This is a genomic window from Streptomyces sp. NPDC088733 (assembly GCF_044751185.1).
In the GTDB taxonomy this organism is placed as follows: Bacteria; Actinomycetota; Actinomycetes; order Streptomycetales; family Streptomycetaceae; genus Actinacidiphila.
In genome coordinates this window covers 527,804-541,771 of sequence record NZ_JBIVLH010000002.1, presented here as the reverse complement: position 1 = coordinate 541,771, position 13,968 = coordinate 527,804, and the positions used below count along the sequence as shown (strand labels likewise).

The window sequence follows — 13,968 nt, the reverse complement described above, 5'->3', positions numbered from 1 at the left end:
GCGGCCGTCAGCCGTCCCCGTGCGGGTGGAGGAGCAGCAGGGCGATGTCGTCACTGCGGGCGGTGGACCGCGCGGCCGGGCGGACGAGCGTCTCCGCGAGGAGTTCGAGGCCACCGTCCGCGGCGTCCCCCGCGTCCGCCAGCCGGTCCCCGAGCCCGGCGACGGCCTCCCCGAGGTCCACCCCCGGCGACTCCACGAGGCCGTCGGTGTACAGGGCGAGCACCGCCCCCGGCGGCAACGCGATCTCGGTGGACGGGTAGTCGGCCGCCGGATCGATGCCCAGCAGCAGCCCCGGCGGCAGATCGAGCACCTCGGTCCGGCCGCAGGGGTGGCGGAGCAGCGGGGGAGGGTGGCCCGCCGTCGCCAGCCGGGCCCGATGGCGTGTCAGGTCCAGGTGGACGTACAGGCAACTGGTGAACAGGCCGGAGTCCAGATCGGTGAGGACCCGGTTCGTGCGGGCCAGGACCTCGCCGGGCGGCGCGCCCGCGGTCGCGTGGACGGCGGTGCGGACCTGCCCCATCAGCACGGCGGCGTTCACATTGTGGCCCTGGACGTCGCCGATCGCCGCCGCCGCGCAGTGCGCGTCCAGGCGGATGACGTCGTAGAAGTCGCCGCCGATCCCCATGCCGCGACCGGCCGGCAGATAGCGCGCCGCGACGTCGAGGCCCGCGACGCGGGGCAGCACCTGCGGCAGCAGCCCGGCCTGCAGCGCGTGGGCGAGGCGGTCCTTGGCGTCGTACAGCCGGGCACGGTCCAGCGCCTGGGCGACGAGCCCCGCCACGGAGGTCAGCAGGGTGCGCTCCTCCTCGGAGAAGGGGCGGGGCCGGTCGTAGCCGAGCACCAGCGACCCCACCGGACGGCCGGAGGTGATGAGCGGCAGGAACGCCCATGCGCTCATGCCGTCCCGCACATCCGTCAGCGGATGTGCCCGTTCCAGCTCCGCCCGGTCGCTGTAGAAGCAGGAGACGCCGGTGGCCAGGACCTGCGCGGAGGGCGTCGGCGAGGTCAGCGGCACCCCGTCGATGCGGTCCACCGACGCGGCGGGACACCCGCGGTGGCCCATGACCCGCAGCCGGCCCCCCTCCGCGGTCATCAGCGCGAGGGCCTGCGCCCCCAGGGCGGGCAGCAACTGGTCCGCGGTCTGCTCCACCACGTCCTGCACCCCGACGGCCTCGGTCAGGGTGGCGGCCAGGTGCATCAACGGGTAGAGGCCGTCGGCCCGTCCGGGCTCGGCCGGTGGCGCGGGCCGCAGCACCCCCGACGGGTTCGAGGCGACGTCGGCGGGCACGAGGCGGATGCTGACGCCCCAGCCGTCCGCGTAGAGGTGGAAGGCCAGCCGCCGGTCCGGGGGCCGCAGCGCCGTGAACGACACGGGCTCGCGGCTGACGAGCGCGCGGCGGTAGTGGTCCTCGACAGCCGGCCCGTCGAGCCACGGCAGCGCCTGCCAGAGGGTCGCGCCCAGCAGCTCGGGGACGCCGGTGCCCAGGAGTTCGGCGGCGCCGGTGGTGACGAACGCGATGCGGCCGTCCATGTCCAGCGTGCAGCTGCCGCCGGGCAGCCGCTCCGCGAAGTCCGCCGCGGCCTGCGCCTCCGCGGGCCAGACGGTCCGCGGTCGCGGGGGCGGCAGCACCCGCGGATGCGCCCCGGCCCGCACCGGGCGGCCGTCCGCCGCGGCCTGCCGCAGCAGTTCGCCCAGCCGGCGGCAGGTGCGGTCGATCGCCTCGGCCTCGTGCGCGCTCATCCGCGACGGACGGGAGCCGGGCCACTGGAGCACCAGCCCGCCCCACGCGGTGCCGCCCGAGGTGACCGGGGCCGCCGCGAGCAGGAAGCGGTGCGGCAGCACCAGCGCCAGCCGCGGGTAGTGGCGCGCCAGTTCCTGCGGGCTGCCCAGCCAGACCACGCGCCGTTCGCGCACGGCGTCGGCCACCGGGGCGCGGTCGGTCAGTGCGACCCTCGCCCACGGTGCGGCGATCCGCCAGGACAGTCCGGTGAGCGCCGCCAGGCCCAGCACGCACGCGCCCTGCTCCAGCAGGTACACCGCCCCCACGGACGCCCGGGTCTCCCGCACGACCTGGATCAGCGCGGGGACGACCGCGTCCGGGCCGCGGTCCGCGCCCTCGCCGCCGCCACGCACGCCCTCCACGGTGTCACCGGCTCCCGGCCGTGCCGAGCGGGGGAACCGGCGCCCGCGGGGTTCTCGCCGGTACCCGGGGCACCGCGCGCGGACACACGGCGCGCCGGCACCGGCGGCCCCGCGCAGCGGAGTCCGGTCCTGCCGCACCGCGGCTCTCGCACCGGCCGTCACTCACATTCGGACCCTATGTCCGCCCCGGTGGGACGGCACCCCGGCGGCGCGGCGCCCGGTCCGGTGCCCCGACGCGTCGCGGACCCCGTACATCCGACGGAACGCGCGACGCGCGCGTCATCATGCCCCCATGCGTACCCGCCCCGCGGCCACCGCGCTGGCCGCCGCAGTCCTGACCGTTTCGTCATGCGGCGGCGACGGCGACGTCGAGCCCGCGCACCGCCTGGACGGCCCGGCGCAGCACGCCTGCGACCTCTTCGCGCACGGCTACAAGGAGACCGGGACCGTCGACGCCCGGTCGAAGCTGGCCGCACGGGTACGCGCGGCCGCGAAGACGTCCTCCGTCGACCCGGTCCGCGAGATGGCCGGCGCACTCGTGCGGGGCGCCACGAACGACGCGCGGACGTGGCAGATGGGCGCCGACGCCTTCGCCAAGGCCTGCCTCGACGCGGGCTGGACGGCGGGCTGAACGCCCGGAGGGCGGCCAGGTCGCGGGCCGCGTCCCCCGGCACGACACAGCGGCTCCTGAGCGGTGCGGCGGGGCCGCGTGTGGCACGGTGGGCGGGCAGACCGGCACATCACCGAAGAGGAGCCCCCGTGTCCAAGCCACCGCTTCCCGAAGCCGCGATCGCCATGCTGAGCAAGCCCAACCACGCGGTCCTCGCGACGCTGCGGGCCGACGGCCAGCCGGTGTCCACCGCGACCTGGTACCTGTGGGAGGACGGCCGGGTCCTGATCAACCTGGACGAGGGCCGCAAGCGGCTCGAGCACATCCGCGACGATCCCCGCGTCACGCTGACCGTGCTGGACAAGGACGACTGGTACACGCACGTCACGATCATCGGCCACGTCGCGGAGCTGCGGGAGGACAAGGACCTCGCCGACATCGACCGGCTGGCGGAGCGTTACCTGGGCAAGTCGTACCCGATCCGGGACCGCGTGCGGTACAGCGCGCTGATCGAGGTCGACCGCTGGCACGGCTGGGGCACCCAGAAGGACAACGACCAGATCGGCTGACGGCCGCCCGCCCGCCGGGGCCGCGCAGGCGCGGCCCCGGCTCACAGCACGGCGTCCGCGAGGCGCGTGACCTCGCCCGGATCGGCGAGGGTGGGGACGAGGAGCAGCTCGTCGGTGCCGATGCCGGCGAAGGCCCGTACGGTCGACCCGATCGCGTCCGCCCCGCAACTGACGCCGGCGGCGACGGCCGATGCCATCTCCTCGCCCGCGGTGCTGTAGTAGTCGTGGACGTTCGCGTGGCCCGTGTCCGGGTCGCCGATGGCGTAGTACGCCAGCGCCACGAGCCGGGGCGAGCCCGCGCGTCCGGCCTCCCGCCAGGCCGCCCGGACCGCCTCGAACGCTTCTGCCACCGCCGCAGGTCCCGTCGAGGCCCCGATGAAGCCGTCGGCGATCCGCGCGGCGCGCCGGTACGCCTTGGGGTTGAGGCCGCCGAGCAGGATCGGGATGTCCGCGCGGGTACCGGCGGGCACCAGGCGGTTCTCGGCCCCCGGCGGCGCCTCGCCGCGCCAGATCCTCCGGTACTCCTCGATGTCGCTCTCCATACGCGCCGCCCGGCTGCGGGGGTTCGCGTCCTCGCTCAGGAAGTCGTCCGTGCGGCCGCCGAGGCCGAGCCCCAGGGTGAAGCGGCCGCCCGAGACGCCGTCGATGCCGGCGACCTCCTTGGCGAGCAGGACCGGGGGCCAGACGGCGCCGATCAGGATGGAGCTGATCAGCCCGATCGAGCCGGTCGCGCCCGCGGCCGCGGCAAGGGCGACGGTGTCCAGCACGCCGGGATAGCTGAGCCGGCCCACCGATCCGAGCGAGGAGAAGCCCGCCCGCTCGGCCTGCGCGGCCCAGGCGGGCACCACGGCAGGCGGCACGTCGCGTACCTGGTTGGGCAGTCCGATGCCGATCTTCATGAGTGATTCCTCCTGTGTGCGGTGCTCCCGTTGCGTGCCTGCGGCACCGGTCCGCCGTCACCTGCGGGTGACATGGCCCGGGGGACAGGGCGTGGTCGGTGAGACGGGCGGACCGCCGGCAGCCGGCGTCATCGGCCAGGCGTGGAGAAACGGGACCGGGACCATCGAGGTGGGAGGGAAGCCCGGCCTGGCGGCGTCGAGATGGGCATCCAGGCTCAGTGCGCCACTGATGAGCGCCAGATGCGTCAGCGCCTGCGGGAAGTTGCCCAGTTGCTCACCGGTCAGCCCGATCTCCTCCGAGTACAGGCCGAGATGGTTGGCATAGGTGAGCATCTTCTCGAAGACGAGCCGGGCCTCGTGCAGGCGGCCGGAACGGGCGAGGGCCTCGACGCACCAGAACGTGCAGGCCGAGAAGGTGCCTTCGGACCCGAGCACGCCGTCGGGGGAGGCGGAGGGGTCGTAGCGGTACACGAGGCCGTCGGACACGAGGTCCTTGGTGATCGCGTCCAGGGTCGAGAGCCACCGGGGGGCCTGCGGGCGGAGAAGCCGCTCGCACTCCTCGGGCGGGACGACGCGGGGCGGCCCGTCGGCGAAGGCCTCCAGCACCAGGCCGCGGGTCGCACCGGCGCGCAGCTCCACCGTCATGCACACGTCGCCGGCGCGGATCCGCCGGTCGCCCACGCACTCGTCGCCGGGGGCGTCCACCACATGAACGGTCATCTCCCGGTCCCGGCCGGCGAAATGCCAGCCGCCCATGGACGTGGTGACCTCGTGCGGTTGCCGGCCGTAGTCGAACCGGGGGGCGATGTCGATGTCGAAGGTGATCTCGCCGCGTGTGCAGCGCATCATACGGACCAGCCGGTGACGGTCCGTCGGACGGCTCGGCGACGCGGGCGGCATGAAGTCCACGACCGAACCGACGCCCTGCTCGGTCATGAACCGGGTGAGCAGCACACAGGTGTCCGGGTGGTAGAGCTGCTTCGCCGCATACGTCGGGGCCTGGGGCGTGATCGTCCAGTGGCCGCCGTTCTCGCTGTCGAGCAGGGCTCCGAAGATGCTCGGCGAGTCGAAGCGCGGGCTGCAGAACCAGTCGATCGTCCCCTCGGTGGAGACCAGCGCGGCGGTCTGGAGGTCACCGATCAGCCCGTGGTCCCCGATCAGCGGATGCTCGTCCATGGGGCCTCTTCCCATGCTGCCTGCCCTCGGCCGTGACGCGGCAGGTGCCCGGCCGTGCCGCTCGCCCGCACCGCGCGCCCCACCTCCAGACTGCGCGCCATGCCACGGGTTCGCATCACTCCCGCAGGCGGACCGGGCGGGCACCTGCGGTGGGCCACCGCGCTTGCCGGGACACCCGTACCGGGTGATCCTGAAAGGGAGCCCCGCGCAGGCGGGGGCCCGCACCGCCCGCGGCCGTGCGGCGGGCGACCTGCACCCGACCGCACGGGGTCAGGCACCTGTTCACCGCCTATGACCTGGCAAAAGACCAGCTCTATGGGCACATCAAGAAGACCAGGAACAGGTCGAAGTTCCTCGAGTTCTGCCGCTACCTACGCTCACTGCACCCGATGGACGTGCGCATCGCGATCGTCTGCGACAACTGTGAGGATCGTGGTGTGCCGCAGGGGGCCGGAGCCTGCCCCGTACGCCAACTGGCCTCAGCTGCCTCGGAGTAGATCTGTCGGCCCCGGCCTCCCGCGGTGCTCGCTGCCGCCGGCCCGCTGGACGTGTCCCGATAGGGGCTTGCTGCACAAAGCACCGGCACGCCCGTTTTGTCGCTGGGTGTCAATGACACAGGAGCCGGGGAGTGGACCGCCAGCGCGAACCGGCGGGCGAACCGTCGGGTGCCCAGGTGGCGCGCCCGCTTCAGGGTTGGGGACGGCGCTGCGCCGTCCCCAACCCTGACGTCAGACCTCGAGCTGCAGCGACATGTACAGACGGGTGCCTGCGGGCCGGAAGCCGACGCGCTCGTAGACGCCGCGCGATCCGTCACCCGAGTACTCCAGCCAGACCGAGCGGGCTCCCCGGGCGAACATGGCCTCGGCCAGCGCGGCGGTGACCGAGGCGGCGATGCCCCGGCCGCGGTGGGCGGGACGGGTGCCCACCCCGGCCAGTTCGGAGGTGCCTACGGCGGGTGCGGAACAGGTGGCCGCACCGGCGCAGCCGCCATCGGGTGCCCGGACGAACCGGACCGCCCCGCCGTTCTCCTGGGTGCGGCGCAGCCGGGCCGCACCCTCCGGGGTAGCGGAAAATTCTCCGGAGAACGCCTCGGCCAGGGCGCCGTCGATCGCCGTGTACTCCAGGTCGGTGGCCGGGGTCTCGACGTTGTGAAGGCCCGACGGCCGAGTCAGCGTAGCGGGAGTGCAGGTCAGGTACTGGTGCACTGCCTCGGTGGTGAAGCCCGACCGCTGGAGGGCGGCCTCCACGGCGGGTGCGGAGTCCGGGGCGAACTCCAGCCGGGGCTTGAGGTCGCGCTCGTGGAACGCCCCGATCAGCGCGACGATGTCCCGGTCGGTGGGACTCGCGCCCGGCAGCGGGGTTGCGTAGTTGATGTACGGGCTGGTGGTACCGGGGTCGAATCCCACGACGAATCCGCAGACTTCGCGCACCACGGGGCGGCGGCGGAGGTTGGCGACGGCAAAGCTCTGGACATCGATGTCCACGGTGATGATGACCTCACGTTGAAAGGCGTGACATTGACGGCGGTGCGTCAGGCACCGCATTTTGGGGCCGCCGTGAGGAGACGTCAGTCGCACTGGCCGCCGCGCTGCCACAGAGGGCAGGCGGGTCAGTGCTGACGGCGGCCGCTGGGGGACGCCGTGATCATGGCCTCAGTCCTTGAATAATCCGTGAGTCAGGTGAGCCGGATGACTCAGCCCGTACATTCCCACACCCCTTCGAAGATCGGCAAGAGATTTAGCCCTGCCCGGCAGGAGGGGGCTCACCGCTGCGTTGCGGGCCCTGGACGGGCCCCGCGTGTGGGGGTGTCGACAACGGGGAACCCGGGAGAAGGCGCAGGCCCCAGCCGGCTGGTCACCCTGAATACGACCCAGGTGGCGCCTCACAAGAGGGCGAACGTTGCCTGATGCGGCACTAGTCGGAGTTCTCCCAGACCAGAACCCCGGGACCGTCAGGGGTCAGCACCGGGACCCAGGCCTCGTCGGCCTCGGACAGACGGGACTCGTCGAGCACCAGCGGCGTCGGGAAGAGGTCGTCGCGGTTCGCGGAGCCGCGGACGAAGAAGGCGACCGCGGCCCTCAGCCGGCCGAGCAGGTCTGCCGGCCAGTCCAGCCGCCTGGAACCCCACCCCTTCAACTCCCCGACGAAGATCGCCTTCAGGTCGTCGTCCAGGTCCCGCCCGAGCAGGGGGATCAGGTAGCCCTCCTGCTCGTACTGGACGCAGCCGAATCCCCCGCCCTGGTTCTGGTAGACCACGCCGGTCGGCGCCGCCACGATGACGTGCACCCAGCCCTGGCCCGAGCCGGAGCCGTCGGGGTCCAGGAAGATGTACCGCTTGCCGTCGTCCGCATCAGCCACACGCGGGAGCCTCGCACACGCGTCAGGCTCCGTGCCGGCGACGAGGAGAGACGGGGCGATCGTGGGGGACGGGGTGTCGCGTACGAAGGCGCCGTGGTCCAGGGGGATCCGGTACGGCGCCCTCTTCGGAGGGCTGGCCGCCGGGGTGTCCGTGACCGTGATCGGGCGGGCGTGGGCTGCTTGCGACGTCGGCGTCAACGCCGCGTCCGGCAGCACGGTGTTGCTGCTGCTCGCCCCCGTCGTCCGGGTCGCCGCAGCGGTTCCGTGGGTGCTGTTGCAGGGCACCCTGGGCCGACGTCATCAAGGGGCGGTACTGGCCGCGGGGCTCGTGCTGACCGTGGGATTCACCTGGTTCCTCGTGACGTGGCTCGGCATGCCGGACTCCTACCCCGATCCCGTGTGCCCGGGCAACGTCCCGCCCTGGTGGCCGGGTTTCATCCCCGCGTGACGGGGTGACCCGTCGGTGCCGTCCGGATTCAATCGACGACCCCGATGGAAAACTGACCGAAAACAGCCTTCCTTGGGCCTGAATGAGTTCCTGATACGCATGCCGGTGGTGCCGGCTCGCGGGCGGATACAATTTCGACGTGAATATGTCAGGCATCACGTGCGTCGGCCCTCCGTCTCATTCCGGTTCACCTCGTATGCACATCGAGGTCCCTCTGGCACATGAGCGGCGCGACGAGTTGCTGGGACAGCGCTGGCGGACCCTGAACGACAACCGCCCTTGGCAGGTGCATTCGTTGCGGGTTCCCCGGCAGTACACGACGGGCCATTACCGGTGCTGGCTGGAATCGTCCACGATCGGGGATATCGGGGTGAGCGAACAATACGGCGACGCGGTGGAGGGCGTCGTCGGTATGAAGCGGGCCGCGGAGCGGCGCACGGTGGTCCACATCATGCGGAGCGGCGGGCTGAGCCTCACGGACGCGGGCCGCACCGTTCAGGTCCCACCGGGGACGCTGTGCGTACGGGACGCGCAGGTCCCGCGGGAGTTCGCGTACCGGCCCGGTTCGCGGGCGCGGGTCCTGCTGCTGCCGTCCGAGCACCTGACCGCGACGGGACTCGACCGGCTGCCGTCGCTCACGCTCATTTCGCAGAAGGCCCCCGAGGCGCGGCTGTTGATGGGACAGCTCCATCTGATCCGTGAGACGCGGGCGGATTTGAGTCCGGCAGGTGTCCGGGCCGCCCAGCAGTCCGTGCTGCAATTGCTGGCGGGCGCACTGATGGCGCGTGGGATATCCGCTGATTCCGCTCTCCGGCCTTCGCTCCGTACCGCCGCCCGTGACTGCGTCGAAGCCCGGCTCCTGGACCCGCAGCTGTCCCCCGCCGAGATAGCGAGGACGCTTTCGGTCTCCGTTCGCACATTGCACCGGGCGTTTGCCGACGTCGACGAATCCCTGATGGCCTATGCGCGGCGGCGCCGTCTGGAGCGGGCCCGCGAAGAACTCGTCGCCATGGACGGGAGGTACACCGTCTCCTCCGTCGCGGCTCGATGGCACTTCGCCGATGTGAGCCACTTCAGCCGCGCCTTCAAGCGGCAGTTCGGCGAGAACCCGAGCTCGCTCGCCCGCTGAGCGAGGCCCGTGGGCCGGCAGCGGAAGGCCGCCGCGTCCCGCCGAACCGGGGTTCGGCGGGACGCGGCGGCGCGCGCGGGTGGGTCCTAGTGGGCCGACACCGGGGTGGTGACATTGCTGAAGGTGTTGGCGCCCGCGGCGTTGCCCGCCGAGACCGGGCCGTGCGTCCAGATGCCGAAGACGTTGCCGGCGATGGTGTTTCCCGTGATCTGGAGGGACAGCGGGTCCACGGTGCTCACCAGCACACCCGTGGTCCGCAGAGCGTCGCCGGCGCCGGTGGCGGTGTCCCCGACGGTGTTGTTGGTGCCGATCTGGTTGGTGGCGATGACGTTGCCGCCCAGGTCCACGCCGGACGCGGTGCCGTGCACGGCCACGGCAGCCCAGCCGTTGCCGGTCACGACGTTGCTCTGCACGGTGTTGCCGTAGACCGCGCCGCCGGGCACGGCCGACGCGAGGGTGACACCGCCTCCGCCCGCCTCGAGTCCGTTGTCGTAGATGTTGTTGCCGGAGACGGTGTTGCCGAAGACGCCACCGGCGCCGGGGGCGCGCACGCCGCCGGGAGCCGCCGCGCCGTTGCGGGAGACCAGGGTGAAGCCGGACCCCGAGGCGTTGCCGTGCACGGAGTTGCCGCTGAAGCTGCTGCCCGTCGCGGGACCGGTCTCGTCGCTGATGACGATCCCGGAGCCGTTGCCGCTGACGGTGCTGGACAGCACGGTGGCGTTGGAGCTGCCGAGCAGGTGGATGCCTCCGCCGCAGTCGCCGGGCTCGGCGGGCGTCCCGCACGAGGTGTAGGCGTTGGCGACCGCGTGCGGGCCCGTGCCGGTGTTGTTGCCCGAGACGATGACGTTCGCGATGGTCGTGTTCTTCACGCTGTTGACGAGGATCCCCTCGCCGACGGCGTTCTTCACCGTGAACCCGGTGACCGTGACGTCGGGCGCGCTGATCTCGATCCCGTTGATCAGGTTGCTCGCGTCGATGGTGACGTTCGAACGGGCTTCGAGGGCCAGCGGCTTGGTGACCGCGACGTTCTCGTGGAACGTGCCGCCGCACACGACGATCCGGCCGCCGCCGGCCACCGCCTTGACGGCCGCGTTGATCGAGGTGAACGCGGGAGTGCTGCAGCTGGTGTTCGCCGCGGAGGTGACGGCGGACGGCGAGACGTAGACCGTCTGCGGGAGGGTCTGCGGCAGGGAGAAGGCGTAGAGCTTGTTGTTGTCGCCCTTGGCGGGGAAGAACGGGCCCATGTTCTGGGTGTGGTAGCCCGAGCCCCAGTACACCGAGCCGTCCACGATCGACGCGCCGCCGAGGACGGCGCCCCCGCTGGGGAAGCCCCACTTGATCGCGCCGGTCGCGGCGTCCATGGCGTACATGTTGTTGCCGGCCGGATTCGTGGATCCGCCGTAGACGACGCCGTTGGCGCTGGACACGAAGGACATGGGGGCCGCCGCGTCGGGTGTCGCGGTCTCCCACAGGATGGTGCCGGTGGCCGGATCGAGGGCCGCCCAGAAGCCGCCCGTGGTGGTCGACTTCTGCCCGGTCGCCGACGTCAGCGTGACGGAGAGGTGGTTGGTGTTGGTGTTGGCGACGTAGATGCGCTTGCCGTCCACCGCCGAGCCCCACTGGAGACCGCCGAGGTTGCCGCCCGGGCCGACGGCCGTGGCCCAGACGATCTTCCCCGTGGCCGGGTCGAGCGTCCAGTACACGCCGCTCTTCTGGCCGATGCCGAGCAGGTCGGTGGCCTTGCCGTTGACCGTGGTGGTGAACAGGTTGGGCGAGGAGCCGAAGTCGAAGTCGTCACCGAAGCGCTGGCCGACGGTCCAGGTGTCGGCGGTCAGGGTCTTGGTGGCCCAGACGATCTTGCCGGTGTGCAGGTCGAAGGCGACGATGGAGTCCTGGTAGTTGTCGGCCGCCCCGGGATCGCAGTCGGTCTCGTCGGGGGAGGTGCACACGCCCGGCGGCACCGTGTAGTTGTTGCCCGTTCCGACGTACACCAGGCCGGTCTTCGCGTCGACCACCGGGTTGCTGCCCCACACGGCGCCGCCGGTGTAGCCCTCGGGGATCACGTAGGTCTTCCACAACTGCTTGCCGGTGACGGCGTCCAGGGCGACGACACTGCCGCGGAACGTGTACGGCGGGGCGAACCGCTCGGCCTTGGACGACACGCCGACATAGACGACCCCGTCGGCGATGACGGGCGACGACGTCACGATGGCGGCCGGGTCCGCGTCGATCCGGGTCTTCCAGAGCCCGGCACCGCTCACGGCGTCGATCCCGAAGAGGAACGCGCCGGCGGTGCTGTTGCTGCGCTGCTCGCCCGAGCCCGTGACGAGCGTGCCGTTCCAGTACGCCGGAGTGAGCCGCGAGATGTCTCCCGCGATCCCGGTGTAGTCGCTGATCCGGTGGCTCCAGATCTTCTGACCGGTCGTCGACTGCACCTTGTAGAGGTTGCCTGCCCAGTCCGGCGCGTACACGTAGCCGCCCACGACGGTCGGCGTCGCCGAGACGCTGTCCCCCGTGGTGAAGGTCCACTTGGTCTTCAGGCCGGCCACGTTGCCGGTGCCGATGGTGCGCTCGGACGCCGAGTTGTGGGTGTCGGCGAGGTCGCCGCCCGCGTACGGCCAGTCGGACGCGGCGGCCGTCGGGGCGACCGGGGCCGCGGCGGTCGCGGACGGTGCGGCCGTCGCCGTGACGGCGGTGGAGGGCAGGGCCAGCGTGAGTCCGGCCATCACCAGGCCTGCCACACGGGCACGCACCCGCCCTCGCCCTGCGCGGGCGGACATGCGGGGTATGGACATGAAGAAGAACCTCCCGATCCTTGCTGATCTTGCGATCGAGAGCTTAAGGACCCTCTGCGGTCCGGCCGGGGCCTTGAAAGGGCGGTCCGCGGCGCTGTGCGCGAGCGGAACCGGGACGGGCGCGGCCTTGTTCTCCGGAACAATGCCGACGGCGTTTTGCGGGCGCGCGGCGAGTGCGTCCTCATCGGCCGGATGGTTCCTCGCGGTTGATCGCGCGCGCGAAACGCGAGCCCGTCTCCGGCGCCGGGGGAATCGCGGAGCGCCCGAACAGGTGCCCAACAGGCATTTCCCGTACGGGAAACGTGGAAGCGGGCAGTGGCATGACCTGTCCAGCGGGCATCGGAATTCTGTGAACAGGCCCTGCGGATCAGGGTCCTGGCGGCTCCTTGAGGCTTGTGACCTGCGTTGATTCCGGGAAATCGGTGCCGCCGCACGCAGGTGCTTCGAGCCGTGACGGAATCGAATCGCGAGCGCCGCGCCGGGCTCGGGAGACGGCCCGGCGGAACCGCGTCAACGGCACGCAATTCCGCACGACGTCCGCCGTTTCCACCTGGCGCCTCCCCGACCCCGCCGGCAATCCCGGCCCAGCCTGTCGCCGGATTGCGCCGATTTCCGTGTGCGATCAGGGGGTGCCGTATTCCGGAAAAGTGATTCCCGTCAACGGGGGACCGGGATGCGGCACGTGGGGAATGCGCGCGGCGGCTCTCCGTGCATTCGCCGGAATCCTGACGAGTGTGGCACGGAAGTTCATGTGCCTGGCACGGGACTTCCAGTACGTGGCGCCGCTGCCGTCAGGACGTCTCGTGGAGCGCGCCCCCGTCGGCCGCCCGCCGGATCCCGCTGACGCGCGTCTCACCGGCGGGTGCCACAGCCGGGCCGGGTTGGGGGGCTGGGCACGGGCCGCCCGACGAGCGGGCCGTCGCCGTTCCGCCCGGCGCGGCCGAAGGTGCGGTCGCCGCAGTGGAACGCCCCGGCGAGCGGGCGGGACCACCGCGCCGTCGAAGTCGGGCTCGGAGCCGTACACGGGTGGCCCCGGGTATCGCGGGCGTATCGAAAACCGCATACGCCCTCGCAACAGCCGTTCGTTTCCCATGGGGACATGAACCACAACGCAGCCCTGCCGGTGCCGCCGCGCCGCGCACGCGGGATCGTGTTCCCCGGCCTCGCGGTCCTCGCCCTGGCAGGTGCCGTGTTCGCCGTGCGAAGGCCGCTCATGATGTCCGCCCCGATGTGCATGGCCGGGCGGTGGCACGGCTGCTACGACACGTTCAACGGCGTGGTGCTCATGACCCTGGTCGCGGTGCCGCCGGCCGTGCTGGTGGTGTGGGTCCTGGCGCGGGTCCGGCGTGCCGCGGGCGCCGGACGGGCCTGGGCGTGGCGTGCGTCGCTGGCCGAGGTGGGCATGGTCCACGGGACGCTGCCGCTCGTCTGGCTGACGATGATGCCGGGCGCCGGGCCCGGGGTTGCCCCCCGCCGGGTGAGCCTGGTCCCGCTGCGGGACCTGGTCACCATGGGCCCGCTCGGGATCGCCGGGAATCTGCTGGTCTTCGCGGCGCTGGGGTACTTCGCCCCGATGCGGTTCGCGGTGCTGGCGTCCGTGCCGAGGGTCCTGGCCCTCGGGGTGGGGTGCTCGGTCCTGGTCGAGACGGCCCAGTACGTGCTGTGGCTGGACCGCGTGTCGTCCGTGGACGACGTACTCGTCAACGCCGCAGGCGCCGTGCTGGCCGCGCTCGCGTCGCGGCGCCGGTGGCGCTCCGGGGCGGAAGCGCCGTCGCAGGATTCCCGCGCCGTGCCGTCGGCGGCCGGCTGACCCGTCCGCCGGCTGCGCGCGTCCCCGCGAT

General features: G+C 72.2%; 10 protein-coding genes and 3 pseudogenes. 6 read left to right on the top strand and 7 right to left on the bottom strand.

What is annotated here, in order from left to right; genetic code table 11:
• Nucleotides 1-7: 7 nt before the first annotated feature.
• Nucleotides 8-2,143: a SpoIIE family protein phosphatase gene (locus tag ACIP64_RS05775; protein ID WP_401582277.1), complete on the bottom strand. Its 2,136-nt coding sequence runs from the start codon at nucleotides 2,141-2,143 to the stop codon at nucleotides 8-10.
• 292 nt (nucleotides 2,144-2,435) lie between these two features.
• On the opposite strand from ACIP64_RS05775, the gene ACIP64_RS05770 reads away from it, so the two are divergent.
• Both ACIP64_RS05770 and ACIP64_RS05765 read left to right on the top strand, forming a co-directional pair.
• On the top strand, nucleotides 2,436-2,774 hold the full coding sequence (locus ACIP64_RS05770) for a hypothetical protein (protein WP_401582275.1): 339 nt from the start codon (nucleotides 2,436-2,438) through the stop codon (nucleotides 2,772-2,774).
• A 128-nt stretch (nucleotides 2,775-2,902) separates the two neighbouring features.
• Nucleotides 2,903-3,322 carry a PPOX class F420-dependent oxidoreductase gene (locus ACIP64_RS05765; protein ID WP_401582272.1) on the top strand — a complete coding sequence of 140 codons (420 nt, stop codon included), beginning with the start codon at nucleotides 2,903-2,905 and terminating at the stop codon, nucleotides 3,320-3,322.
• 41 nt (nucleotides 3,323-3,363) lie between these two features.
• Here ACIP64_RS05765 and ACIP64_RS05760 read toward each other — a convergent pair whose 3' ends face one another.
• The 3 genes and pseudogenes from ACIP64_RS05760 to ACIP64_RS05750 all read right to left on the bottom strand — a co-directional run.
• Nucleotides 3,364-4,221, bottom strand: coding sequence for an LLM class flavin-dependent oxidoreductase (locus tag ACIP64_RS05760; protein ID WP_401582269.1), 858 nt, complete (start codon nucleotides 4,219-4,221; stop codon nucleotides 3,364-3,366).
• Nucleotides 4,222-4,419: 198 nt separating this feature from the next.
• Nucleotides 4,420-4,866 (bottom strand): annotated as a pseudogene (locus tag ACIP64_RS05755) (glycoside hydrolase family 15 protein); the annotation flags it as partial.
• Nucleotides 4,867-4,944: 78 nt separating this feature from the next.
• Nucleotides 4,945-5,397 (bottom strand): annotated as a pseudogene (locus ACIP64_RS05750) (trehalase-like domain-containing protein); the annotation flags it as partial.
• A gap of 227 nt (nucleotides 5,398-5,624) precedes the next feature.
• On the opposite strand from ACIP64_RS05750, the pseudogene ACIP64_RS05745 reads away from it, so the two are divergent.
• Nucleotides 5,625-5,819: pseudogene (locus ACIP64_RS05745) on the top strand (transposase); the annotation flags it as partial.
• Between the two features lie 306 nt (nucleotides 5,820-6,125).
• Here ACIP64_RS05745 and ACIP64_RS05740 read toward each other — a convergent pair.
• A complete protein-coding gene (locus ACIP64_RS05740; protein ID WP_401582266.1) occupies nucleotides 6,126-6,881 on the bottom strand; it encodes a GNAT family N-acetyltransferase in 756 nt (251 codons plus the stop codon).
• Between the two features lie 430 nt (nucleotides 6,882-7,311).
• A complete protein-coding gene (locus ACIP64_RS05735) occupies nucleotides 7,312-7,653 on the bottom strand; it encodes a DUF6210 family protein (protein ID WP_401582408.1) in 342 nt (113 codons plus the stop codon).
• A 175-nt stretch (nucleotides 7,654-7,828) separates the two neighbouring features.
• Between ACIP64_RS05735 and ACIP64_RS05730 the strand changes: the two genes are divergently transcribed.
• On the top strand, nucleotides 7,829-8,203 hold the full coding sequence (locus tag ACIP64_RS05730; protein ID WP_401582264.1) for a hypothetical protein: 375 nt from the start codon (nucleotides 7,829-7,831) through the stop codon (nucleotides 8,201-8,203).
• Between the two features lie 145 nt (nucleotides 8,204-8,348).
• Nucleotides 8,349-9,332 (top strand): helix-turn-helix domain-containing protein, encoded by a 984-nt coding sequence (locus tag ACIP64_RS05725; protein ID WP_401582406.1) that lies wholly within the window; start codon nucleotides 8,349-8,351, stop codon nucleotides 9,330-9,332.
• Nucleotides 9,333-9,418: 86 nt separating this feature from the next.
• Here ACIP64_RS05725 and ACIP64_RS05720 read toward each other — a convergent pair whose 3' ends face one another.
• Nucleotides 9,419-12,073 carry a PQQ-binding-like beta-propeller repeat protein gene (locus ACIP64_RS05720; RefSeq protein ID WP_401582262.1) on the bottom strand — a complete coding sequence of 885 codons (2,655 nt, stop codon included), beginning with the start codon at nucleotides 12,071-12,073 and terminating at the stop codon, nucleotides 9,419-9,421.
• Between the two features lie 1,153 nt (nucleotides 12,074-13,226).
• Here ACIP64_RS05720 and ACIP64_RS05715 point away from each other — a divergent pair.
• A complete protein-coding gene (locus ACIP64_RS05715; RefSeq protein ID WP_401582259.1) occupies nucleotides 13,227-13,937 on the top strand; it encodes a VanZ family protein in 711 nt (236 codons plus the stop codon).
• Nucleotides 13,938-13,968: the final 31 nt, after the last annotated feature.

Bases quoted from the DNA above. Each gene is read 5' to 3' on its own strand.
- ACIP64_RS05725 (WP_401582406.1), top strand. From the start codon at position 8,349: ATGTCAGGCATCACGTGCGTCGGCCCTCCGTCTCATTCCGGTTCACCT.
- ACIP64_RS05760 (WP_401582269.1), bottom strand. From the start codon at position 4,221: ATGAAGATCGGCATCGGACTGCCCAACCAGGTACGCGACGTGCCGCCT.
- ACIP64_RS05715 (WP_401582259.1), top strand. From the start codon at position 13,227: ATGAACCACAACGCAGCCCTGCCGGTGCCGCCGCGCCGCGCACGCGGG.
- ACIP64_RS05770 (WP_401582275.1), top strand. From the start codon at position 2,436: ATGCGTACCCGCCCCGCGGCCACCGCGCTGGCCGCCGCAGTCCTGACC.